At 42.0% G+C, this 23,950-nt stretch carries 11 protein-coding genes, 3 tRNA genes and 5 rRNA genes; 16 read left to right on the top strand and 3 right to left on the bottom strand.

The annotated features are described in order from the left end of the window. Nucleotides 1–80: 80 nt before the first annotated feature. The 9 genes from H6541_00935 (at nucleotide 81) to H6541_00975 (ending at nucleotide 11,277) form a co-directional block, all read left to right on the top strand. A 23S ribosomal RNA gene (locus H6541_00935) occupies nucleotides 81–2,981 on the top strand. Between the two features lie 103 nt (nucleotides 2,982–3,084). Beyond that, nucleotides 3,085–3,196: ribosomal RNA gene (rrf, locus tag H6541_00940) — 5S ribosomal RNA — on the top strand. A gap of 1,896 nt (nucleotides 3,197–5,092) precedes the next feature. Continuing rightward, nucleotides 5,093–6,622: ribosomal RNA gene (locus H6541_00945) — 16S ribosomal RNA — on the top strand. Between the two features lie 142 nt (nucleotides 6,623–6,764). After that, a tRNA-Ile gene (locus H6541_00950) sits at nucleotides 6,765–6,838 on the top strand. A gap of 25 nt (nucleotides 6,839–6,863) precedes the next feature. Next, nucleotides 6,864–6,940 (top strand) — tRNA-Ala (locus tag H6541_00955). Nucleotides 6,941–7,144: 204 nt separating this feature from the next. Then, nucleotides 7,145–7,218, top strand: a tRNA-Ser gene (locus H6541_00960). A gap of 152 nt (nucleotides 7,219–7,370) precedes the next feature. Next, nucleotides 7,371–10,271: ribosomal RNA gene (locus tag H6541_00965) — 23S ribosomal RNA — on the top strand. Between the two features lie 103 nt (nucleotides 10,272–10,374). Continuing rightward, nucleotides 10,375–10,486: ribosomal RNA gene (gene rrf, locus H6541_00970) — 5S ribosomal RNA — on the top strand. The 16S, 23S and 5S rRNA genes sit together here with 3 tRNA genes alongside, the layout of an rRNA operon. A gap of 176 nt (nucleotides 10,487–10,662) precedes the next feature. Next, nucleotides 10,663–11,277 carry a hypothetical protein gene (locus H6541_00975; protein MCB9014335.1) on the top strand — a complete coding sequence of 205 codons (615 nt, stop codon included), beginning with the start codon at nucleotides 10,663–10,665 and terminating at the stop codon, nucleotides 11,275–11,277. A gap of 20 nt (nucleotides 11,278–11,297) precedes the next feature. On the opposite strand, the gene H6541_00980 is transcribed toward H6541_00975, so the two are convergent. Next, complete coding sequence (locus H6541_00980) at nucleotides 11,298–12,065, bottom strand: DeoR/GlpR transcriptional regulator (protein ID MCB9014336.1); 768 nt, start codon at nucleotides 12,063–12,065, stop codon at nucleotides 11,298–11,300. A 287-nt stretch (nucleotides 12,066–12,352) separates the two neighbouring features. On the opposite strand from H6541_00980, the gene H6541_00985 reads away from it, so the two are divergent. From H6541_00985 to H6541_01005, 5 genes are all read left to right on the top strand, one after another. Then, nucleotides 12,353–13,918 carry a glycerol-3-phosphate dehydrogenase/oxidase gene (locus H6541_00985; protein ID MCB9014337.1) on the top strand — a complete coding sequence of 522 codons (1,566 nt, stop codon included), beginning with the start codon at nucleotides 12,353–12,355 and terminating at the stop codon, nucleotides 13,916–13,918. Between the two features lie 259 nt (nucleotides 13,919–14,177). Beyond that, nucleotides 14,178–15,530, top strand: a complete 1,353-nt coding sequence (gene glpT / locus H6541_00990) for a glycerol-3-phosphate transporter (GenBank protein MCB9014338.1) — start codon at nucleotides 14,178–14,180, stop codon at nucleotides 15,528–15,530. A 6-nt stretch (nucleotides 15,531–15,536) separates the two neighbouring features. Continuing rightward, nucleotides 15,537–16,838: a glycerophosphodiester phosphodiesterase gene (locus H6541_00995; GenBank protein MCB9014339.1), complete on the top strand. Its 1,302-nt coding sequence runs from the start codon at nucleotides 15,537–15,539 to the stop codon at nucleotides 16,836–16,838. Between the two features lie 29 nt (nucleotides 16,839–16,867). Continuing rightward, nucleotides 16,868–18,205 carry a hypothetical protein gene (locus H6541_01000; protein MCB9014340.1) on the top strand — a complete coding sequence of 446 codons (1,338 nt, stop codon included), beginning with the start codon at nucleotides 16,868–16,870 and terminating at the stop codon, nucleotides 18,203–18,205. A gap of 239 nt (nucleotides 18,206–18,444) precedes the next feature. Continuing rightward, nucleotides 18,445–19,137 carry a hypothetical protein gene (locus H6541_01005; protein ID MCB9014341.1) on the top strand — a complete coding sequence of 231 codons (693 nt, stop codon included), beginning with the start codon at nucleotides 18,445–18,447 and terminating at the stop codon, nucleotides 19,135–19,137. Between the two features lie 130 nt (nucleotides 19,138–19,267). On the opposite strand, the gene H6541_01010 is transcribed toward H6541_01005, so the two are convergent. Beyond that, on the bottom strand, nucleotides 19,268–19,987 hold the full coding sequence (locus H6541_01010) for a YebC/PmpR family DNA-binding transcriptional regulator (protein ID MCB9014342.1): 720 nt from the start codon (nucleotides 19,985–19,987) through the stop codon (nucleotides 19,268–19,270). A gap of 268 nt (nucleotides 19,988–20,255) precedes the next feature. Between H6541_01010 and H6541_01015 the strand changes: the two genes are divergently transcribed. Both H6541_01015 and H6541_01020 read left to right on the top strand, forming a co-directional pair. Further along, nucleotides 20,256–21,392, top strand: coding sequence for an amidohydrolase (locus H6541_01015; protein MCB9014343.1), 1,137 nt, complete (start codon nucleotides 20,256–20,258; stop codon nucleotides 21,390–21,392). A gap of 393 nt (nucleotides 21,393–21,785) precedes the next feature. After that, nucleotides 21,786–23,003 (top strand): glycosyltransferase family 4 protein, encoded by a 1,218-nt coding sequence (locus H6541_01020; protein ID MCB9014344.1) that lies wholly within the window; start codon nucleotides 21,786–21,788, stop codon nucleotides 23,001–23,003. A 107-nt stretch (nucleotides 23,004–23,110) separates the two neighbouring features. Here the strand turns inward: H6541_01020 and H6541_01025 are convergent, their stop codons facing one another. After that, nucleotides 23,111–23,860, bottom strand: coding sequence for a queuosine precursor transporter (locus tag H6541_01025; GenBank protein MCB9014345.1), 750 nt, complete (start codon nucleotides 23,858–23,860; stop codon nucleotides 23,111–23,113). Nucleotides 23,861–23,950 lie beyond the last annotated feature (90 nt).

Genomic DNA, 23,950 nt, shown 5'->3' on the forward strand with positions numbered 1-23,950 from the left:
TGGAGATGAGCCGATGTAAAAACGTCGGGAGTAATCTTCAGGTAGAAGAGTACAATCGAGTACAAATTTGAATAAAATAATTAAGAAAGTTAATAAGGGCGCAGGGTGGATGCCTTGGCTCTCAGAGGCGAAGAAGGACGTGATAAGCTGCGAAAAGCTTCGGGGAGGTGCAAATAACCTTTGATCCGGAGATATCCGAATGGGGCAACCCGGTACGTTGAAGACGTATCATCCCGATTAATCGGGAAGCAAACGCGGTGAACTGAAACATCTAAGTAACCGCAGGAGAAGAAAACAAAAGTGATTCCCTAAGTAGTGGCGAGCGAACGGGGAACAGCCCAAACCTAAGATGTTACGGCATATTAGGGGTTGTAGGACTGCAATAGTTGACGAATAATTTGTAGCAGAATCGCACTGGAAAGTGCAACCATAGGGGGTGATAGTCCCGTAGGCGAAACGAATTATTTACACGAGCAGTATCCTGAGTACCGCGGGACCGGAGAAATCCTGTGGGAATCTGGCAGCACCATCTGCCAAGGCTAAATACTCCTGAGAGACCGATAGCGAACCAGTACTGTGAAGGAAAGGTGAAAAGAACCGCGAACAGCGGAGTGAAATAGAACCTGAAACCGTGCGCCTACAAACGGTCAGAGTCCCGAATTTTCGGGATGATGGCGTGCCTTTTGCATAATGAGCCTACGAGTTACTCCTCTCTGGCAAGGTTAAATGCGTTGACGCATGGAGCCGCAGCGAAAGCGAGTCTGAATAGGGCGCGAAGTCAGAGGGGGTAGACGCGAAACTTTGTGATCTACCCATGATCAGGTTGAAGGTCCGGTAACACGGACTGAAGGACCGAACCAGTTGACGTTGAAAAGTCTTTGGATGAATTGTGGGTAGGGGTGAAAGGCTAATCAAACTGAGAGATAGCTCGTACTCCCCGAAATGCCTTTAGGGGCAGCCTCGAGGTTGAGTATCATAGAGGTAGAGCTACTGATAGGATGCGGGGGCTTCATCGCCTACCAACTCCTGACAAACTCCGAATGCTATGATATATACTCGGGAGTGAGGCGTTGGGTGCTAAGGTCCAGCGCCGAGAGGGAAAGAACCCAGACCATCAGTTAAGGTCCCCAAATGTATGCTAAGTTGATCTAACGAGGTTCGATTGCATTGACAGCTAGGATGTTGGCTTGGAAGCAGCCATTCATTTAAAGAGTGCGTAACAGCTCACTAGTCGAGCGATCGGGCGTGGATGATAATCGGGCATAAAGTATACTACCGAAACTGTGGATTTACGCTAAAAGCGTATCTGGTAGGGGAGCATTCCAGTCTGCACAGAAGGTGTGTCGTAAGGCATGCTGGAGCGTCTGGAAAAGCAAATGTAGGCATAAGTAACGATAATGAGGGTGGGAAACCCTCACACCGAAAGACCAAGGTTTCCTGATCAACGCTAATCGGATCAGGGTTAGTCGGGACCTAAGGCGAAGCCGAATGGCGTAGTCGATGGACAACATGTTAATATTCATGTACCGGCAATAACTGCGATGGGGTGACGGAGTAGTGAAAGGCATGCGTACTGACGGAATAGTACGTTAAAGGGTGTAGATAAATGCACAGCAGGCAAATCCGCTGAGCATGTCGAACCTGATAGTACCGCGAGACTTCGGTCAAGCGGATAATTGCCCTAAACAGACTTCCAGGAAAAACCTCTAAGCATCAGGTTATTGGCGCCCGTACCGGAAACCGACACAGGTGGTCGAGGAGAGTATCCAAAGGTGCTCGAGTGAATCATAGTTAAGGAACTAGGCAAATTAGTCCTGTAACTTCGGGAGAAAGGACGCCTCAGCAATGAGGCCGCAGAGAAATGGCCCAGGCGACTGTTTATCAAAAACACATGGCTTTGCTAAATCGAAAGATGACGTATAAGGCCTGACACCTGCCCGGTGCTGGAAGGTTAAGAGGAGATGTCATTCGCAAGGAGAAGCATTGAATTGAAGCCCCAGTAAACGGCGGCCGTAACTATAACGGTCCTAAGGTAGCGAAATTCCTTGTCGGGTAAGTTCCGACCTGCACGAATGGTGTAACGATCTGGGCACTGTCTCAACTATGAGCTCGGTGAAATTGTAGTTCCGGTGAAGATGCCGGATACCCGCAACGGGACGGAAAGACCCCGTGAACCTTCACTATAGCTTAACATTGACATTGAATAAACGATGTGTAGGATAGGTGGGAGATTGTGAAGCGGCTTCGCCAGGAGTCGTGGAATCAACCTTGAAATACCACCCTTTGTTTATTCGATGCCTAATCCCGCGCATGCGGGAGACATTGTTTGGTGGGTAGTTTGACTGGGGTGGTCGCCTCCAAAAGAGTAACGGAGGCTTTCAAAGGTACCCTCAGCACGCTTGGTAACCGTGCGTAGAGTGCAATGGCATAAGGGTGCTTGACTGTGAGACCTACAAGTCGATCAGGTAGGAAACTAGGACATAGTGATCCGGTGGTTCCGTATGGAAGGGCCATCGCTCAAAGGATAAAAGGTACTCCGGGGATAACAGGCTGATCACTCCCAAGAGCTCACATCGACGGAGTGGTTTGGCACCTCGATGTCGGCTCGTCACATCCTGGGGCTGGAGAAGGTCCCAAGGGTTCGGCTGTTCGCCGATTAAAGTGGCACGTGAGCTGGGTTCAGAACGTCGCGAGACAGTTCGGTCCCTATCTGTTGTGGGCGTTAGAAGTTTGAGAGCACCTGACTCTAGTACGAGAGGACCGAGTCGGACATACCTCTTGTGTACCTGTTGTTGCGCCAGCTGCATCGCAGGGTAGCCACGTATGGACGAGATAAGCGCTGAAAGCATCTAAGTGCGAAACTCAGCTCAAGATGAGACTTCTTTTAAGGGTCGTTGTAGACTACAACGTTGATAGGTCACAGGTGTAAAGGCAGTAATGTCAAAGCCGAGTGATACTAATTACCCGTAGACTTTCTTAAGTACAAACGCTTTCACATTCGTTTGTTTTCATAATCGGATTTCTTCTTCCTTTAACATGTCGAATCATGGGCTTATACCCCTTGATTTAAAATACGCAAAGCATTAAGGTGACTTTAGCGGTGGTGTCCACCTCTTCCCATTCCGAACAGAGAAGTTAAGCCCACCAGCGCCGATGGTACTGCCATTCCAGGTGGGAGAGTAGGTCGTCGCCAAACTTTTACTTAAAGGCTATCCATTTTGGATAGCCTTTTTTGTTATCCGGTATTCTCTTATGATTATTCTATAGTTCTGTATTAAAATGTAGCCTCTCCAGGTTAAACAAATGTTTTGCCTTCATTTCCCTTCTTTTTTAGATTCCTTCTTAATCTGTTGTTCAGATTTTGTTATTATCATTCTTTGACCTATTTGATGGTTGATGAAATTATTATTTTTTTTGTTTTTTTATCCGTATTTGAATAAAAGCAATGCTGGTATTATTTGAATAAAAGCATTGAGCAAAATAATTTTAATACCTGGTGTAAGTATTTCAATATGCATAGATTCCTGATGCTCTACGTTTATTTGATTAGACTTGTAACTCTTTTTTACTTAATACTGAATTTTACAAAAGGGGATTGTTGTTTGAACATAATATATTGGATAGAAATATTGTATATCTGCAAAAGCAGATAATAAGATAGCTGCAAGAAAATATTTTACAATTTTGCGCTTGAGATCTATCATTGGTTTCAAAGACATTGTCGTTAAATTATGCACTAGCGGCTGTAGTATTCAAACGTTCTGAATTATTATCTGTAATCTTTAAGATGATCAAAATTTTAACCATCGAAGGTAAGCTTCATTTTGTTTGATGTTAAAGCATTCGTATGTACTGACATAATAGAAAGGTATAGTTTATGCTACGTTTTTCCTCTCCTGCATATGGAAATAGATGAAATTAATTGAAAAAGGTTTCATATACCGGAAACTCTGGTTCTCATCAAGTGCCCCCATAAGTTAGAAAAGTAGAATAATTGGAACAACTCTTAGATAAGAAAGAACTCGAGAACCAGTATTATGGTTTGCTATTGGATTACAGTATGCCATTGCCTGAATATAAAATATTAAACTGCTCGTTCTTCCTGAGTTAAATCGAAAAACTGCGCTTAAACCATAGAGAAAATTTGCCAACAGTGTTATTTATCATGATATGGCAGGTAAAAAAGATGTAAATTTTATAAAGAGTGGCATTACCTATAGCAATAAAATTAATCCCTATTCAATTGGAATTATTTTGACCTGTATTTTATTAACTGTAATGAAGCTCATGCATTTGATTAACATTTTATATTTTCAACCTAGTTCATCTAAATCCAGACTTAATTATGTAGTCTCAATAAAAGAAATTAAGTAAAGGTTCCCGATTTTGGCTGTTTGAGGAGCAATTATAATGAATAAATAGCAGTTGAGTTTCCCTTAATGAGACAAGTTGGACAAATGTGGCGTCAAATTTTTGCTTTGTTTTCACGAAGAGATTAAGATATGGGAGCAGAAAATTCAAGAAAAATCAATTAATGATAGGGTGAAAACGTGCTTGTCTTGAATAAACCGAGGTTTGGCAAACAGATGTGTTAAAAATTGATATAGTTGATAAACAGTGTATTGCTAAAAATGGCGTGGAATGAGTTTGGAGATATAACAGACGCTTAAAAAAAAAGATTAAATTTTATAGAAGTTATAAAGTGTTGGTAAATAGGCAGAATGGTTTGCGATTGAGGGGTAAAATGGAATAAAACTAAAAAATGATTTGGATGTAAAGAAAAAGGGTGTACTTTTGCACTCCCGTTCAACGCAAGAACTTTGAAGGAAAAGCGAAGGGACGGGTTCAGGTCTTTGAGAGAAACGTTGAGAAAAAATAATTTTCAAAAAATGTTGCAGAATTAAAAAAAGTAATTAATTTTGCAGCCCCAAACGCAGGGAATGAAAGAGTGGGAAAGCGGGGTTAAGAAAGAAGATTTGAAATAAAGACGAGTTCTTTGAACTATTGAAGCAAAACGAAAATAAGCAGCAATGCGATTTATTATGTGAATAATAAATTGGAATTAAATCTTGAGAACATTTAACTTTTCTATTACAATGGAGAGTTTGATCCTGGCTCAGGATGAACGCTAGCGGCAGGCTTAATACATGCAAGTCGAACGGGATTCGAGGTAGCAATACTTTGATGAGAGTGGCGCACGGGTGCGTAACGCGTATGCAACCTACCTTTAACAGGGAGATAGCCCCGAGAAATCGGGATTAATATTCCATAACATTGCAGTGTGGCATCACACAGCAATTAAAGCTCCGGCGGTTAAAGATGGGCATGCGTGACATTAGCTAGTTGGTGAGGTAACGGCTCACCAAGGCAACGATGTCTAGGGGTCCTGAGAGGGTTATCCCCCACACTGGTACTGAGACACGGACCAGACTCCTACGGGAGGCAGCAGTAAGGAATATTGGTCAATGGGCGCAAGCCTGAACCAGCCATGCCGCGTGCAGGAAGACGGCCCTATGGGTTGTAAACTGCTTTTGTCAGGGAATAAACCTATCTACGTGTAGATAGCTGAAGGTACCTGAAGAATAAGCATCGGCTAACTCCGTGCCAGCAGCCGCGGTAATACGGAGGATGCAAGCGTTATCCGGATTCATTGGGTTTAAAGGGTGCGCAGGCTGATTATTAAGTCAGGGGTGAAATCTCTCGGCTCAACCGAGAAACTGCCTTTGATACTGATAGTCTAGAGTATAGTTGAAGTTGGCGGAATGTGTCATGTAGCGGTGAAATGCTTAGATATGACACAGAACACCGATCGCGAAGGCAGCTAGCTAAGCTATAACTGACGCTCATGCACGAAAGCGTGGGGATCAAACAGGATTAGATACCCTGGTAGTCCACGCTGTAAACGATGATTACTCGATGTTGGCGATACACAGTCAGCGTCTAAGCGAAAGCAATAAGTAATCCACCTGGGGAGTACGATCGCAAGATTGAAACTCAAAGGAATTGACGGGGGCCCGCACAAGCGGAGGAGCATGTGGTTTAATTCGATGATACGCGAGGAACCTTACCTGGGCTAGAACGTAGAGAGACTATAGGAGAAATCTTATATCCCTTCGGGGCTGTCTACGAGGTGCTGCATGGTTGTCGTCAGCTCGTGCCGTGAGGTGTCGGGTTAAGTCCCATAACGAGCGCAACCCCTATCTTTAGTTGCCAACAGGTCAAGCTGGGGACTCTAAAGAAACTGCCTACGCAAGTAGTGAGGAAGGCGGGGATGACGTCAAATCAGCACGGCCCTTACGTCCAGGGCTACACACGTGCTACAATGGCCGATACAGAGGGCAGCTACCTGGTGACAGGATGCAAATCTCCAAAGTCGGTCTCAGTTCGGATCGGAGTCTGCAACCCGACTCCGTGAAGTTGGATTCGCTAGTAATCGCGCATCAGCCATGGCGCGGTGAATACGTTCCCGGGCCTTGTACACACCGCCCGTCAAGCCATGGAAGTTGGGGGGACCTAAAGTCGATAACCGCAAGGAGTCGCCTAGGGTAAAACCAATGACTGGGGCTAAGTCGTAACAAGGTAGCCGTACCGGAAGGTGTGGCTGGAATACCTCCTTTCTAGAGTAGATTTAATCACTTCGGTTAACCGGAGTCATTGCTTGCTTATTTGTTTGCTTCATAACTTACAGGATATATACCTTGAAGGATTACGCGTGAGGGCTCTATCCCTTAACACACTGAGGAATAGGACACTATGCAATACATAGTCCCGTAGCTCAGTTGGTTAGAGCACTACACTGATAATGTAGGGGTCCGCAGTTCAAATCTGCGCGGGACTACATCACAAAAGAAGAATCACTTCGAGGGGAATTAGCTCAGCTGGCTAGAGCACCTGCCTTGCACGCAGGGGGTCATCGGTTCGAATCCGTTATTCTCCACCATAATTTTTGGTTTTGCTAAAGAATCAGAGATTAGACAAGTTCTTAAAATATTGAATAGTTGAAATAGCTCACAAGATGTGGTTTCGACAAAAAAAGGAGTATCATCGGTTCGTCCCGATAGCTATCGGGACCGTTATTCTCCACCATAATTTTTGGTTTTGCTAAAGAATCAGAGATTATACAAGTTCTTAAAAATAAAGAATAGTTAAATTAGCTCAGAGGCAGAGCGGTTTCCTGGAATAGGGAACAGGGACAAGGTTCGATACCTGTATTTGGCGCAAAAGTTCTTAATCGGGCAACTGCATTAAGACAAAAAGTTCTTTGACATGTTGGAAGAAGAGAAACTATTATGGAGATGAGCCGATGTAAAAACGTCGGGAGTAATCTTCAGGTAGAAGAGTACAATCGAGTACAAATTTGAATAAAATAATTAAGAAAGTTAATAAGGGCGCAGGGTGGATGCCTTGGCTCTCAGAGGCGAAGAAGGACGTGATAAGCTGCGAAAAGCTTCGGGGAGGTGCAAATAACCTTTGATCCGGAGATATCCGAATGGGGCAACCCGGTACGTTGAAGACGTATCATCCCGATTAATCGGGAAGCAAACGCGGTGAACTGAAACATCTAAGTAACCGCAGGAGAAGAAAACAAAAGTGATTCCCTAAGTAGTGGCGAGCGAACGGGGAACAGCCCAAACCTAAGATGTTACGGCATATTAGGGGTTGTAGGACTGCAATAGTTGACGAATAATTTGTAGCAGAATCGCACTGGAAAGTGCAACCATAGGGGGTGATAGTCCCGTAGGCGAAACGAATTATTTACACGAGCAGTATCCTGAGTACCGCGGGACCGGAGAAATCCTGTGGGAATCTGGCAGCACCATCTGCCAAGGCTAAATACTCCTGAGAGACCGATAGCGAACCAGTACTGTGAAGGAAAGGTGAAAAGAACCGCGAACAGCGGAGTGAAATAGAACCTGAAACCGTGCGCCTACAAACGGTCAGAGTCCCGAATTTTCGGGATGATGGCGTGCCTTTTGCATAATGAGCCTACGAGTTACTCCTCTCTGGCAAGGTTAAATGCGTTGACGCATGGAGCCGCAGCGAAAGCGAGTCTGAATAGGGCGCGAAGTCAGAGGGGGTAGACGCGAAACTTTGTGATCTACCCATGATCAGGTTGAAGGTCCGGTAACACGGACTGAAGGACCGAACCAGTTGACGTTGAAAAGTCTTTGGATGAATTGTGGGTAGGGGTGAAAGGCTAATCAAACTGAGAGATAGCTCGTACTCCCCGAAATGCCTTTAGGGGCAGCCTCGAGGTTGAGTATCATAGAGGTAGAGCTACTGATAGGATGCGGGGGCTTCATCGCCTACCAACTCCTGACAAACTCCGAATGCTATGATATATACTCGGGAGTGAGGCGTTGGGTGCTAAGGTCCAGCGCCGAGAGGGAAAGAACCCAGACCATCAGTTAAGGTCCCCAAATGTATGCTAAGTTGATCTAACGAGGTTCGATTGCATTGACAGCTAGGATGTTGGCTTGGAAGCAGCCATTCATTTAAAGAGTGCGTAACAGCTCACTAGTCGAGCGATCGGGCGTGGATGATAATCGGGCATAAAGTATACTACCGAAACTGTGGATTTACGCTAAAAGCGTATCTGGTAGGGGAGCATTCCAGTCTGCACAGAAGGTGTGTCGTAAGGCATGCTGGAGCGTCTGGAAAAGCAAATGTAGGCATAAGTAACGATAATGAGGGTGGGAAACCCTCACACCGAAAGACCAAGGTTTCCTGATCAACGCTAATCGGATCAGGGTTAGTCGGGACCTAAGGCGAAGCCGAATGGCGTAGTCGATGGACAACATGTTAATATTCATGTACCGGCAATAACTGCGATGGGGTGACGGAGTAGTGAAAGGCATGCGTACTGACGGAATAGTACGTTAAAGGGTGTAGATAAATGCACAGCAGGCAAATCCGCTGAGCATGTCGAACCTGATAGTACCGCGAGACTTCGGTCAAGCGGATAATTGCCCTAAACAGACTTCCAGGAAAAACCTCTAAGCATCAGGTTATTGGCGCCCGTACCGGAAACCGACACAGGTGGTCGAGGAGAGTATCCAAAGGTGCTCGAGTGAATCATAGTTAAGGAACTAGGCAAATTAGTCCTGTAACTTCGGGAGAAAGGACGCCTCAGCAATGAGGCCGCAGAGAAATGGCCCAGGCGACTGTTTATCAAAAACACATGGCTTTGCTAAATCGAAAGATGACGTATAAGGCCTGACACCTGCCCGGTGCTGGAAGGTTAAGAGGAGATGTCATTCGCAAGGAGAAGCATTGAATTGAAGCCCCAGTAAACGGCGGCCGTAACTATAACGGTCCTAAGGTAGCGAAATTCCTTGTCGGGTAAGTTCCGACCTGCACGAATGGTGTAACGATCTGGGCACTGTCTCAACTATGAGCTCGGTGAAATTGTAGTTCCGGTGAAGATGCCGGATACCCGCAACGGGACGGAAAGACCCCGTGAACCTTCACTATAGCTTAACATTGACATTGAATAAACGATGTGTAGGATAGGTGGGAGATTGTGAAGCGGCTTCGCCAGGAGTCGTGGAATCAACCTTGAAATACCACCCTTTGTTTATTCGATGCCTAATCCCGCGCATGCGGGAGACATTGTTTGGTGGGTAGTTTGACTGGGGTGGTCGCCTCCAAAAGAGTAACGGAGGCTTTCAAAGGTACCCTCAGCACGCTTGGTAACCGTGCGTAGAGTGCAATGGCATAAGGGTGCTTGACTGTGAGACCTACAAGTCGATCAGGTAGGAAACTAGGACATAGTGATCCGGTGGTTCCGTATGGAAGGGCCATCGCTCAAAGGATAAAAGGTACTCCGGGGATAACAGGCTGATCACTCCCAAGAGCTCACATCGACGGAGTGGTTTGGCACCTCGATGTCGGCTCGTCACATCCTGGGGCTGGAGAAGGTCCCAAGGGTTCGGCTGTTCGCCGATTAAAGTGGCACGTGAGCTGGGTTCAGAACGTCGCGAGACAGTTCGGTCCCTATCTGTTGTGGGCGTTAGAAGTTTGAGAGCACCTGACTCTAGTACGAGAGGACCGAGTCGGACATACCTCTTGTGTACCTGTTGTTGCGCCAGCTGCATCGCAGGGTAGCCACGTATGGACGAGATAAGCGCTGAAAGCATCTAAGTGCGAAACTCAGCTCAAGATGAGACTTCTTTTAAGGGTCGTTGTAGACTACAACGTTGATAGGTCACAGGTGTAAAGGCAGTAATGTCAAAGCCGAGTGATACTAATTACCCGTAGACTTTCTTAAGTACAAACGCTTTCACATTCGTTTGTTTTCATAATCGGATTTCTTCTTCCTTTAACATGTCGAATCATGGGCTTATACCCCTTGATTTAAAATACGCAAAGCATTAAGGTGACTTTAGCGGTGGTGTCCACCTCTTCCCATTCCGAACAGAGAAGTTAAGCCCACCAGCGCCGATGGTACTGCCATTCCAGGTGGGAGAGTAGGTCGTCGCCAAACTTTTACTTAAAGGCTATCCATTTTGGATAGCCTTTTTTGTTTATTTAAGTATCCTTAATGACTGCATCCAATCTGCTTTTATTTTATATTGGATATTTTGGAATCTCTTTTACATTGACTTTTGCAGTCGAAAAGATTATCTTTGGATAACATATTTACAATTAATATCTTTATTTATGGCTGGTTTACCTTTCCCTCAGTTTCTGAAAAGATATGGTATTACACTTCTTTTTGCAAGTGATCCCGGTGTTGTCCCTGGTGCCATTATTGAAAAAAGAAAGCGTGGATATTTTTGCGCTGGTAAACTCGAGCAAATTTTTAAAGATCCTCCTCCTGCATGGGATACAGAACTTCAACCTGCAAATCTCGTTTATGGAAGTGTCGAACGAAGTTTAAGCCTTTCAGGCAAGGCTAGTATGGATGAGTTTGGAATTAGTGTCGGAGGGGGACTCAGTAAAGCTCGTTCTGTTAATTTTCTTATTTCCGGTGTCAAATGCAGGGTGTTTAAACACCAATCTAAAATTTTGCTTATTCCGCGTCTTCAGGAGTTGCGCAGATCCAATAAGGATTTATGGAAATTAATTAATAATAATACGATTGCTGACTATACGTATTATGCAACAGAAGTGACGGTTGATTTTGAGGTGGAAGGTGCTGTTGATTTGAAGACTGAAATAGAAAATCAAATTGTCGTAACTGGCGATGCTTCGGTTGAGTGGAAATCAAAATCAAAATTTGTAATTTCAAACAATGACCAAATCCCATTTGGATTTTCTGGTTGGACTGTTTAAGAAAAACTTTGGAATGGCCGTTAAACGATAATTACTTCCACTCCTTTTTCCTCAAGAATTCTTAAAATACCTTTATCTGCTCCATTGTCAGTAATAATTATATCCACCTGATCAATATCACATATTTTTCCGAATCCTTTGCGATTTATTTTAGTTGAATCAGCCAGCACAATAATTTTTTGTGAAGCATGAATCATGCTCTTATTCAGTGAGGCTTCCATTGCATTTGTGGTAGTTAAACCATACTCAGGATCAATCCCATCAACCCCTATAAATAGTTTGTTAACAGAGTAGCCTTCAAGCATTTTTTCAGCCATAGGACCAACGACTGAAGAAGAGCTTTTGCGAACCATCCCCCCTAACTGAATAATTTCTATCCCAGTATAATTGGTTAAAACCTGGGAAGCAATGAGTGAAGCTGATATAACTGTTACATTCTGAACAGATTTTAATTGCCTGGCCAACTCATTGATCGTGGTTCCTGAAGCTAAAATTATATTGTCATAATCTTCAACCATTGATGCTGCTCTCAATGCAATGTGCTTTTTTTGATCAGCCATAATTTTTTCTTTTTCATTAACGTGCCTATCCGTTACGTAGGGATTTTGTACCGTTGCACTCCCGTGAGAACGAAAAAGAAGGTTTTTTTCTTCAAGTAGTTTCAAATCCTTTCGTATTGTTACCGCTGAAACATCTAGCTCTTTACTGAGGTCACTAACATTTACATACCCCTTTTCGGTTAACTTATTAAGGATTAGTTGATGGCGTTCGGTTATATTTAATGACATAAACGTTGAATTTGGTTTCACAAAGATATCTAAATTGAGGAGAATGAATGCTAAATTTTGATTTTTCTCTTCTTTTTTCACTCTCTGTCGTAGGTAATTTACTTAAATTATACTAGGGCGTTGGCTGTAATGTCGTGAAAAACAGGTTAATAGAATTTTTTTGATGTTTTTCTATTTCTTTTTGTTTCGAAAACTTGCTTTTTAAGTTTTGAATGTTTTATATTTGCGCTTTCGATTGCTTTTGAAGTGACCGATATTAGTTTCGCTGTAATTGAAAAATAAAATAAATGGAAAGAAATAGAATGATTGAATTAATGAAAAATCAGACTGATGGTTATGATTTTATCATTATAGGTGGAGGTGCAACGGGAATCGGAATTGCGCTTGAGACAATATCCCGTGGCTATAAGACATTGTTGGTTGAAAAGTCAGATTTTACCAAATCAACTTCAAGTAAAAGTACGAAACTGGTTCACGGAGGTGTGCGTTATTTGGCGCAGGGCGATATTGCATTGGTGAGGGAAGCCTGTGTTGAAAGAGGTCGGTTATTAAAAAATGCCCCACATTTGGTTAAAAATCAGTCATTTATTATTCCAACTTCTGGTTTATTTGATGAATTGATGTATACAGTGGGTTTGACATTTTATGATCTTTTAGCCGGGAAATACAGCCTTGGCAGATCATTACACATCTCAAAACGCAGAACTCTGCAAAGAATCCCTACGCTGAACCCAAAGAAATTATCTGCCGGCGTTATTTATCATGATGGTCAGTTTGATGATTCGCGGTTAGCTGTGAATGTTTTACAAACAGCTGCTGCCTTGGGCGCGCACTTAATGAATTATATGGAAGTCGAAGCTCTTACTAAAGATGATGCCGGGAAAATCAACGGTGTTCGTTTGCATGATGTAGAGTCAAATGAAAATTATTTAATCAAAGGGAGGGCTGTTATTAATGCAACCGGCGTTTTTGCTGATGAGGTTATGCAAATGGATAAGCCGGAGATGAAGAAGATTATTCGTCCAAGCCAGGGTGTGCATATTGTGTTGGATAAAAGTTTTTTGCCTGGTAACGATGCTATCATGATTCCCAAAACTGATGACGGCAGGGTGCTATTTGCAGTTCCATGGCACAATAAAGTGGTAGTGGGTACTACTGATACTCCATTAAATGAAGCTTCACTCGAACCGGTTGCACTTGAGGATGAAATTAACTTTATTCTGAATACTACCGGACGTTATCTTACAAAAGCGCCCGCAAGAAAAGATGTGTTGAGCATTTTTGCCGGACTTCGCCCTCTGGCAGCGCCCAAAGGTGATAGTAAAAAAACAAAGGAAATTTCGCGTAGCCACAAGATTTACATTTCAGACTCAGACTTATTTACTATGATAGGTGGCAAATGGACCACTTTCAGGAGAATGGCTGAAGACATGGTAAAGAAGGTTGAGGAAGTAAAATCGTGGAAGAAAACGCATTCAAAAACAAGAACCATGAAAATTCATGGTTACATGAAAAAGATTGATTTGACGGATCCACTTTACTTCTATGGAACCGATCGTGAAATGTTGATAAACCTCGGGAAGAATGAACCGGGAATAAGTGGAGTCATTAGCGAGAAACTGGGACTATATAAAGCACAGGTAATTTGGGCTGTGAGAAATGAAATGGCCCGATCTGTTGAAGATGTGCTGTCGCGCAGGACCCGTTGTTTGTTGCTTGATTCACGCGAAAGTGTTGCCATAGCCCCGGTTGTTGCTGAATTAATGGCTATAGAGCTTCAAAAAGATACAGCTTGGGTTAATTCGCAAGTTCAAAGCTTTAAAGAAGTGGCTGCAAATTATATGCTTAATTAACGCCTGGCTAATATTAAAAAATCTTTAAAAGTTTTTTAAGGATTTGAAGTTTTACCAATGCATATTTGCAGCTCTAAAAAAATGAATTGTCGGGAAGGATGTTAAGGTGAATAAATTGGGAGGGAAAAACCGGGAAATCCCTCTTATTTGAATGGAAAGATTGATTTTCTTCAACGGAAAAGTCATCCTGACTTCAAGGGGAGGGATTAAATACTTTAACACTTGATTTGTAATAACGCAATTAACAATTACTAAAACTATGATCTCATTTTTAAAACCGGCTCCTCACAAGCCCCTGATTGACGACAAGAGTGTTATTGACAAAGAATATTCTAAGCAGCGATTAAAGGTTTTTATAGGAATCTTTATTGGTTATGCCGGATATTATCTTGTTCGAAAGAATATTTCATTAGCAGCCCCTCATCTGCTCGAGCTGGGTTATGATAAAGGTCAGGTAGGTATTGCCATGTCGGGTGTGGCTATCGCTTATGGATTAAGTAAGTTCATCATGGGCGGTGTTTCTGACAGAAGTAATGCAAAATATTTCTTGCCATTGGGCCTGATTTTGTCAGCTTTAACCACTTTTTTTATGGGCACTGCTGTAGGGCTCTCCTCTTTGGCCATTATGTTTGCACTTCAGTTGCTGAATGGATGGTTTCAGGGTATGGGATGGCCTCCCAGTGGCAGAATTATGACCCACTGGTTTTCTATTCGTGAACGGGGGACGAAAATGGCATTTTGGAATGTGGCCCATAATGTTGGAGGCGGTTTGATTGGCCCGCTTGCCACGCTGGGTATCTTGATATATGGAGCATGGCAATTTGGTGTGTTTGTATTTCCTGCTATTATTGCCATACTTATCGCTTTAGTTGCCTTTCTTTTAATTACTGATACCCCTCAAAGTGTTGGACTGCCTTCAATTGAGGCTTATAAGAATGATTATCCAAAGAATTATTCCGAGGAATTTGAAAAGGAACTTTCAGCCAAAGAGATATTTTTCAAGTATGTGTTGAATAATAAGGTTCTTTGGTATGTCGCATTTGCCAATGCTTTTGTATACATGGTCAGGTATGGTGTGCTGGATTGGTCTCCTACTTATCTGAAAGAAGTTAAGGGATATTCTATCAGTGAAGTTGGCTGGGCTTATTTTGCTTACGAATGGGCTGCTATTCCTGGTACTATAGTTTGCGGATATATTAGCGATAAGCTCTTCAAGGGGAGAAGAACAGAGACCACAATTCTCTTTATGCTGCTGGTACTGATATCTGTGATTGTTTATTGGAAAAACCCTCCCGGACATGTATTGGTCGATAATCTGGCCTTAATCTCGATTGGATTCTTTATTTATGGCCCTGTTATGCTTATTGGCGTGCATGCGCTTGACCTGGTACCCAAAAAAGCGGCTGGTACAGCGGCAGGTCTGACTGGGCTCTTTGGATATCTGATTGGAACTTCACTGCTTGCGAATATTGTAATGGGCTATGTTGTTGAGAAATACGGGTGGAATGGTGGATTCTACCTGCTGATTGCCTCAGCTGTACTGTCGATTATTCTGATTTTGTTTACACGTAATGCCGAATTGAAAATAAAAAGTAACCAAACACTAAATTAATCAACTATGAGAAGGAAAGCTTCAGTTTTGTGCGCTGCTTTATTCAGTGCATTCATGATTTCCTCGTGCGAAACAGACAATTTTGCTGATGACACGCAGGATTACAAAAATGTTAAAGTTTCAGAATTAACTCCTGCCATGCAAACTGTCAGGGATTATGTTCCGGTAAATTCAGTTATTGCTCACCGTGGTTCAACTTTTTGGGTTCCGGAAGAAACCGAGGCTGCATTCAGATGGGCCAGAAATATTGGTGCTGACTACATGGAAGCAGACCTTCAGATTACCAAAGACGGCGTTATTCTTGCACTTCATGACTACGAACTTAAACGTACAACTGATATTGAGAATATTTTCCCTGACAGGGAATACTTGCCTGCCAGTTCTTTTACCTACGAAGAATTGATGCAGCTGGATGCTGGTTCATGGTTTAATGATGCAAAACCAGAACAGGCCCGTGAGTCTTTTTCATCGCAGAAACAATATATCTCTACATTGGAAGATATGATTATGATTGCACAGGGAATGAGAATAAAACGCGATCCTGTTACTCAGGAAAGGATTTATACAAAAGTAGAAAATGCTGACGGAACTGTAAAATATACTTTTGAATATGAGCCAGATCCGATGGATAATGGTAACAGGCCTGGTATTTATATTGAAACAAAAGAACCTTGGGTTAATCCTGGAATCGAGCAGGCTTTATATACAGAGTTGGATCGCCTTGGCTGGAATATTATGACACAGCCTGAGACCAGTACCGAACAATTTTACACTGATGGAGCCGGCATGAAAAAAGTGAATGTTGGCAATACAAACGGAAAAGTGATTATTCAAACTTTCTCACTCGAAAGTCTGCGTATTCTCAATAGTATTTTTGCCGGTAAAATCCCTACTTGTTTCCTGCTGTGGTTAGGTAATGGGCCAACAGATATGCCAACCGATGATCCAAGAACTTATGCAGAATTTATCAATTTTGGTCTTGAAAACAATGCAGTTTTCATGGGACCAAGTATTGCCGGAGCTCCCAATAAATATCCTGAACTTCTTAAACCCTGGCAGTCAGAACTTATTCACAAATCAGGTGCTGCAATTCATGCTTACTCTTTTGACACCAGAGAGCAAATGGGTCAGTATTATGGTGAGTATTTCTACAACAATACCGGTTCTTCTATTCCTAACAGACCATTGGTTGATGGAATGTTTACAAACCGCTCTGAAATGACACTGAATTTCTATAAAGAACAGGGTGTTAGACCGGTAGGCGCAGAAGGAACTGCTCTGGAAATCCTTACACAACTTGGTTATTGATTAAGTTTCAACTCTAAAAACAATTGAAAATGAAAAAGTTTTCTCACTATATTATTTTGTTGGTATTCCTTTTAAGCCCGGCCTTTATGATGGCTCAGGAATCCGATGCCGGAAAAACCATTGTTAATAACAACGATCTGAAAATTTCTGTTGGTGCGCGTGTTTCAATGGATGGTGCTGTTTATCTGCAGGATTATACTCCTTTAAAATCGGGGGCTTCTATTTCTGATGCCCGAATTCGTTTAACCATTGTTCAGGGTAAATGGGATGCTTATTATGACATTGATTTTGGTAAAGGTGTTCTGACTCAGAAAAATGCGTTTGTACGCTATAATTTTACTGATGAAAATTCTTTAAGATTGGGTTATGCTGCTGAGCCTTTTTCAATCAGCTACAATACCAGCCAGTCAGATATTCATTTCATCTCAAGATCAACTCCGGTGAATGTTCTTGCTCCCGGCAGAGCTTTAGGTGTTACTTTTAAACATGCTGGGAATAAGCTTTTTGCAGAAGCTGGAGTTTATTCTGAAAATCTCTATAATAACCAACACGAAGGCGATCAGGGATTTTCCGCATCAGGCCGCTTCTTATATCGTGCAGTTCAAAACGAAGATATGAATGTTCATGTTGGTCTGATGGGCCGATACAAAAAAATCGGAACAGGCTATGTTGAAGGTACTCCTGAAATTTTTGTAAGAAATATGCACATGGGTGCTCCACTGGAAACTACAGTTGATAGAAGTGTGCAGTTTATAGGAACTGATGTAAAATGGGCAAGCGAAGAAATAAAATATGGTTTTGAGCTTCTTGCTGTTGGTAAAAAGACTTTTGTTCAAGGAGAGTTTATTGGTTCACACATTGTTCGTGACAGGCCAGACCAGTTGTTATTTGAAAACCAGCTTGGCGGATACTGGAGTTGGACAACTCTAAAAAGCTGGCTCAACGGTAACCCATCTCTGACAAATCTTGATTTTTACGGAGGTTATGTTGAATTTGGTTACTTACTGAAAGGGTCTTCCTATAAATATGATAAAAAGAATGCTCTTCTCGGAAGACTCAGAGATCATAATGCTCTTGAGCTTGTCGGACGTTACAGCTTTACTTCATTGAATGACATTGCTGAGGGAGACTTCTTCTGGAAAGGCCAAAACAGGTTCTTCCCCGAATCTACTGGTATTACTGATTATCCACCTGTTTCCACTAGTCTGGCCGGAGGTATTGTTCAAACAATTACTGTTGGTGCTAACTACGATTTTACCCCTAACACAAGACTAATGCTTCACTATACCCATACGCTTATTGACAGCTACTATTTTGATGATGAAAGTGTTGGCATGTTGCAAATGAGACTCCAATACAGATTTTAAAGGTGGTTTAATGTGTGTTTAATTGGTGTTCAAGTGGTACCCCATCGGGGTGCCACTTTTTTTTATTTTGATTAAAGAGTAGTTTTAAGCTCATTATAAGGAATGAATGAAATGATGATTATGCAAGGGGGTGTTGCTCATTTCAATTAAGCATGAAGTTCATAATGCTTTTTTAGGAACAGTCTATACTTTACATATGCTATAACTTAAATTTGTACTTTAGCAGCAAATGTGTATCCATGAGACATCTGTTTTTTCTTTTAGTATTTTTACTGAATGGCCATTTCCTGTTTGCTCAGACTTCACAGCTGCAGTTCTTGCTGCAATCGGGTGTTAGTGTTCCATTGTCAGATTTTGCTGGAACCAATCTGGAAACCGGAAGTTTTGCACTTCCCGGGTTCTCAGGGGCAGCAGAAGTTAAATATGTGCGGAATAATCATTGGGGCATTCTCATTCAGGGTGGTTTAAGCTTAAATCCCATTGATGTTGGATATCTGGGTTATCAAAAAGTGCAGGCAGACCCTTTTCTTGATGATGTTTATATACGGAGCGATCCATTTAAAATAATACATCTGGTTGCTGGCCCATCCTATTTAAAGCGTATCGGTAAGCCTTTTCTGCTGGAAGGGCAATTGATGGCGGGTGTCTTTTTTGCTTCTACTCCGTATCAGCTCTACAAGGCTGAATATGCTTTGATTGGTCCGGTTAATTTTGAAATTACAGCGTCAAGGGATAATTGTTTTGCCTATGGGGCTGGCTTGCGTCTGATATATGAGTTTAATACTCAATACCAGTTCGGAGTTGCAACACAGTATATGCAGTCAAGGGCTGAATTTGGTTTTCTTACTGATCAGGGAATTCGTACTGATGTAAGAAATATCAGCCAATGGACAAGTTCATTTACTTTGATTCTTAAATTGTACCCAAAATGATTATTCAAACTAAGCAATAATATTAAGAGCCGATATTTTGTGATAAATAAAAAAACCTTCCGTTTTTTCTGCGGAAGGTTTCTTTTGATGATAATATTATAATAGACAAAAACTGCCCGATGCCGGCGTTTTATTCTGCTGAGCGCATATTGTGAAAAACATTTGTAATATCGTCGTCGTCATCCATACGTTCCAGCATTTTGTCAACATCGGCCTGTTGTTCAGGCGTCAGTGTTTTAGTGTCGTTGGGAATGCGCTCAAATGCAAAGGTTTTTATTTCAAAACCATTGTCTTCCAGGTACTTCTGTATAGGGCCGAAGTTTGTGAATTCAGCGTAAATCATAATCTCGCCTTCATCAACAAAGACCTCTTCAACACCATAATCAATCATTTCAAGTTCCAGATCTTCGGTGTTAATTCCTTCTTTCATAGCGACTTTGAATGAGCATTTACGCTCAAATAAAAAGTCAAGCATCCCCATGGTTCCCAGGCTTCCGCCATTTCTTACAAAATAACTTCTGACATTGGCAACTGTACGGGTTGGGTTATCGGTAGCTGTTTCAACTACAACTGCCACACCGTGAGGTGCATAGCCTTCATAAACAACTTCTTTATAGTCTGAGGAGTCTTTTGAAATAGCACGCTTGATGGCACGTTCAACATTTTCCTTAGGCATATTTTCGCTTCTGGCATTTTGTATGAGCAGGCGAAGTCTTGGGTTTAGAGCAGGATCAGGACCGCCTGATTTTACAGCGATTTCAATGTCTTTTCCTAATCGGGTGAATACTCTGGCCATATTGCCCCAGCGTTTCATTTTTCTTGCTTTGCGAAATTCAAATGCTCTTCCCATTGAACGATATTTTCTGAAGGATTAATTTAATGTTGATTTTAATAATTCAATCAACTGCAAAATTAACAGGATTCCATGAATAATGAAGAATCAATCGCTGAAATTGCTGTTTCAGGAAGGTATTAAACGACCTGAATCACTTTTCGAAAATTTCCGGCTTGTTAAATGGGTGTTAACCAGTGTTGTATGGTTGTTTTGCTAATGTTGTTTTTTTTGCTTCTGCTTTATGGCAATCTGATAAGTATCTTTGTCAAAAAAAAATATCAGCATGGAAGATGCTTTATTTGACTTTCGACGTGAATTGCATCAGTTTCCTGAATTGTCAGGGATGGAAGTGCAAACAGCCCGAAGAATAATAAATTACTTGAAGCCCTGCGCACCGGATTTATTAATTGAAGAGGTTGGTGGTCATGGGGTTATGGCTGTTTTTGATAGTGGGCGCAAAGGTCCTGAGGTGCTTTTTAGAGCTGATATGGATAGTTTGCCAATCCATGAGTCAGGATTGATGAGACACAGTTCAAAAAACGATGGAGTTTCACATAAGTGTGGGCATGACGGACATACAGCCATTCTTGCTGGCTTAGCCCATTTTATCTCAGAACATCGACCTGTTAAAGGTAAGGTATTGCTTCTGTTTCAGCCGGCTGAAGAAACTGGTATGGGAGCACGGGCGGTATTAAACGATATGAAATTTGCTCCTTTTTCACCCGATTATAGTTTTGCCCTTCATAATTTGCCAGGATACCCTGAGAATGCAGTAATAATTCGTACTGGTACTTTTGCTGCTGCATCGCGAGGTTTGATTATTAAACTTAAAGGCCGGACTTCACATGCATGTGAACCGGAAAAGGGGAGGAGTCCTGCTGCAGTTATGGCTCATTTGATGAGTGCATTACCCCGTTTGGCCGGTGATGGGGCTTCCAGAGATTACCAGGACTTTATTTTGCTGACACTCATTTATGCAAGTCTGGGAACTCCGGCTTTTGGAACAACCCCCGGTGAAGCAACCCTTATGGCAACACTCCGCGCTTATCTGGATTCTGATATGGAATCATTAACGGCAGAAGCTGTGGCTTTGGTCAAACGCCTGGCTAAAGAAAGTCAACTTGATTCTGAAATCAGTTTTACAGAGGAGTTTCCGGCAACAATGAATCATCAGGATGCTGTAGACTATGTCCTTCATGCGGCTGCTGACCTTAACCTTGAGATTATTGAGGCTGGGCTCCCTTTTCGCTGGTCAGAGGATTTTGCTCATTTCGCAGGCAAATCCAAAGCGGCTCTTTTTGGTATTGGTGCTGGCGTTGAGCATCCCTCACTGCATCACCCTGATTATGATTTTCCTGATAACATCTTAAAGACAGGGGTGAATTTATGGAAATCTGTTTATCAAAAACTCAACCTGTAAGGCTTAATTCAGGATTTTTACAAACCAATCAGCTGCCTCAATTTGTTATAGGGCTGCTATATGTTTTTCTGATTGTAATTTTTGCCTTTTTTACACCTGCAATGGTTTGTGCTTGTCAACCCAAGTGGTATTTGTAAACTTTTATACAGCTGTCTTGCTGATTTTCAGAGTTGTTGTAATTGTTTCGGATAGTGAACAATCATTCACCTGAATTGTTTGCTTTAAGTTAAACCGATAAAAAATCAGCGCATTATTTTCGTGTTACGTTGTCGTTTCTGACAATTTTTTGGTGGTCATTTTACTTACATTACAGTATGATTGGCATTCTGAAAAAGGAGATGCTGGTGCAAGTGTTTTAAATTTTCAAATCTAAACCAATAGAGCACAGGTAAGATGAGGTTAATCATCAATACTGTTAATATTCGCGTAGGAGGAATGTTACAGGTCGCACTTTCGTTTATTGATGAGCTTCGGGAGATTCCTGGGAATGAATATCACGTATTCCTTTCTCCGGAAGTAGAACGCCAGGTCAGAAAAGATAAGTTTCCGCCAAATTTCAGGTTTTATAGTTTTATTCAGTATTCAGGATATTCAGCTCGCCTGATGCGCAAATGGATGAGTTTTAAAAAACTCAGAAGAATGAAACTTTTAGAAAAAATGATTAAGCCTGAGGTTGTTTTTTCAGTGTTTGGGCCTACTTACTGGAAGCCGGGAGTGCCTCATGTGGCTGGCTTTGCTACGCCCCAATATATTTATCCTGAATCTCCTTACTTCAGACAAGTGCCTTTTTCTCAACGAATAAAATATACTCTTTTTGACAGGTTGAGATTGCTGTTGATGATGCGTAATATTGATTTTTTAATAGCTGAAACCGTTGAAGTCAAGCAAAGGCTTACAACATATCTGCGGGTTGATGCAAAAAGGGTTTTTCATGTTTCTAATACTTTAAATAGCATTTATTTTCAGCCGGAAAAATGGGCCTACAGGGCAAAGTTGCCTCCCCGTGAGCCGAATGAACTTAGACTGGTTACAATCTCAGCAAACCATTTATTTAAAAATCTGAAAATTATCAATGAAGTGATAAATCAGATAAGAATACTCCGACCTAAACTTAATGTCAGGTTTGTTTTAACTATACATCGGCGTGAATTTAAAAATCTGGGGACAAACCGAAAATATGTATATTTTACCAACAGATTAAATGTTAATGAATGCCCCTATCTTTATTCGCAGTGTGATTTCATGTTTTTGCCTTCCTTACTTGAGTGTTTTTCTGCCTCTTATCCTGAAGCTATGAAAATGGGCCTTCCTATTTTGACTTCAGATTTGAATTTTGCCAGAGAAATATGCGGGGATTCGGCTTTGTACTTTAACCCGGTTGATGCCCGCGATATTGCAGCCAAAATAATTTTTTTGTATGATAATCCAGAGCTACAGAGGAAAATGACAGCTGAGGGTTTTAAAAAATTACCTCAATTTGGAAATTCTCACGAAAGAGCTGTAAAATATCTGGATGTAGCGCAAATGGCGTCTAAAAGTTCGGCCATGCAAACCCGGGGCTTGCATAATTCTGTTATACTGCCTGCTTTACCTGATGGCGCTGCTTTTTAATTTTACAGCATATGATGTTTAAAGTTCTGCAGAAGCAGTGTCAGCGGGCTTTTGATTGAATATGTTTTGTTGTTAGAAGGCGAGCAGAATGCTTGTTTATGACGTGATTACGCTGATTTGCCAAGATATCGATCGATGATCCAGTGAGCTATGTAAATTAGCGGTGTGAGTAAGATGGCAAGTGCGACTTTATAAGTATATTGTACTAATCCCACCTGAAAAACCTGTTGCAGGCTCCAATTTCCAAGCATAAAAAATGCGATAAACAGGATTACAAAACTATCAATCAGTTGTGACACGATAGTGGAGCCGGTTGCTCTTAGCCAAAGCCGTTTGTGGCCGGTCAATCGTTTCAGATAGTGAAAGGTATAGGCATCGATAAGCTGACTTACCAGGAAAGCGGTGAGCGAGCCTGCAATAATACCCATGCCGGCCCTGAATATGCTGCTGTATGCAAAATTGATGTCAAAAGCATTGCCTGCAGGATCTGTGTTATTGAGGTCAAGCCAGAATTGTGCAGGAGGGAGTTCTGTGCCGGCTAATATTACCAGAAACGACCAGGCTATCATTCCGGCGGTTATAAAGCTGATTTTTCGAACGCCTTCTCTTCCAAAATATTCATTGATGAGGTCGGAAATAAGAAATACAAAAGGCCAGATTACAACACCCACACTCAGGTTGAAATCCAGTTTTTGGCCTCCCCAAAATGGTATTTGAGCGGGCATAAACCCAAGTAATTTTTCGAATGAAAAAATTTTAACGCCGGCAAATTCGGCCACCATTGCATTGGTGAGGAAAATGGCTGAAAGAATCAGGTAAAGCTGTTGTTTCTTTGCTGAGGATTGGTTTGTGTTCATCCGAAAAAATGAAGGGGTGCTAATTTTCTTTAAACAAGCTCATGACTGTAAAGTTCAGAAATCATCTGGTTTTAATTGCAAAGTATGAGA

The sequence above is a fragment of the Lentimicrobiaceae bacterium genome (assembly GCA_020636745.1).
Taxonomy (GTDB): domain Bacteria; phylum Bacteroidota; class Bacteroidia; order Bacteroidales; family Lentimicrobiaceae; genus Lentimicrobium.